Raw genomic sequence first — 1,363 nt, forward strand, 5'->3', positions numbered from 1 at the left:
TTTGCTGGGCGGGCGTCTGACGCATACTGATACGGGCCACCAGTGGGTCCTCGCCCTGACCCTGCCCCTCAACCCCGGAGACACACCATGACCGCCACCTCCATGGCCCGTGACACTCGTATTATCATCGTTGATGACGACCCCATTGTGAGAAGTTCACTCAGCAGCGTGATCAGCGCCGAGCCGGGCATTGAGCTTCTCGCGACGGCGGCCAACGGAGCCGAGGCGGTGGACCTGGTCCATGAGCGGACGGTTGATGTGGTCCTCATGGATGTCCAGATGCCTGTCCTCGACGGTGTCGCCGCGACTTCCCGAGTCTTGGCTGCGAGCCCGACCTCACGAGTGCTACTGCTGACGACCTTCGACGAGGACACCTTTCTTGATGGTGGCCTGGCTGCCGGTGCCTCCGGATTCCTCCTCAAAACGACTCCGCCGACCGAGATCGCCGCGGCGATCCGCACCGTTCACTCCGGCGGCAAGGTTCTGTCTCCGGGGCCGACCAGCCGCATCTTGGACCGCTATGTGCACGGACAGAGCCCCACCGTAGACGCCGCGAACGACTTGGACCTGTCCGGGCGCGAGCGGGAGGTTCTCGCCTTCCTGTGCCAGGCGCGTTCCAATCAGCAGATCGCTCACCGCCTCGGCGTCGCAGAGACGACCGTGAAGTCTCATGTCTCATCAATTATGCGCAAGATGGGGGTTTCCAGTCGCCTGGAGGTCGTCGTCGAGGCTCACCGTCGCGGCCTGGCCGGGCGCTGATGCATCTTGCCGTAGTCTCCTGAATTAGAGTTCTCCCAGTGCTCTCGGCTATCTTTGTTCCACGGATCGCGCGGCTCTGCCGTCACAGTTCCCGGTACTTCAGTTTGCGCACCTTGAGAGGCAGGCGTGTGCTCCGCTGGGCGGTAGTCGTCGCACTCGAGGCGATCGCCCTGCTGGAATTGTATCTATTCGGTCCCAGCGTCAGAGTCGCTTCTGCCGCTCTGCTGTCGGGGATCTTCATCATGCTCATTGACCGCTTTCCCTGGGCGGTCACCTCCGCATTGACAGTCGGAGTTATCTCAGCGTTTCCCTGGGGGAAGTTCACCGTGATCAGTCTGGCCGGGATCATGGCCCTGGCCCTGCTGGTCTCCGCTGCCCGTTCTCATCAGGCCTGGGTCCTGGGGCTTTCCTTTCCTCTTGAGCTTCTCCTGGAGGCTCTCGCCGGCCATCCGGATGTTGCCAAGGCCCTTGCCACCATGCTCCTGCTCGGCGCCTTCGTGAGCTGGGGGCTGGCGCTGCGGCGGTCCCGTGAGCGGGTGAGGCGCGCTGAGGCGGCTGGTGCTGAGGCTCTGCGCGCTCAGCGCGCTCTTATCGCTCGTGAGCT

General features: G+C 63.5%; 2 protein-coding genes. Both read left to right on the plus strand.

Features of this window, described 5'->3' with window-relative positions; translation table 11 throughout:
• Window positions 1-87: 87 nt before the first annotated feature.
• Window positions 88-759 carry a response regulator transcription factor gene (locus O145_RS15180; RefSeq protein ID WP_052375279.1) on the plus strand — a complete coding sequence of 224 codons (672 nt, stop codon included), beginning with the start codon at window positions 88-90 and terminating at the stop codon, window positions 757-759.
• 38 nt (window positions 760-797) lie between these two features.
• The coding region (locus tag O145_RS15185; RefSeq protein ID WP_156966830.1) for a hypothetical protein at window positions 798-1,363 on the plus strand (566 nt) is incomplete at its 3' end.

Source organism: Actinomyces israelii DSM 43320 (assembly GCF_000711965.1).
Taxonomy (GTDB): Bacteria; Actinomycetota; Actinomycetes; order Actinomycetales; family Actinomycetaceae; genus Actinomyces; species Actinomyces israelii.

Bases quoted from the DNA above. Each gene is read 5' to 3' on its own strand.
- O145_RS15180 (WP_052375279.1), top strand. From the start codon at position 88: ATGACCGCCACCTCCATGGCCCGTGACACTCGTATTATCATCGTTGAT.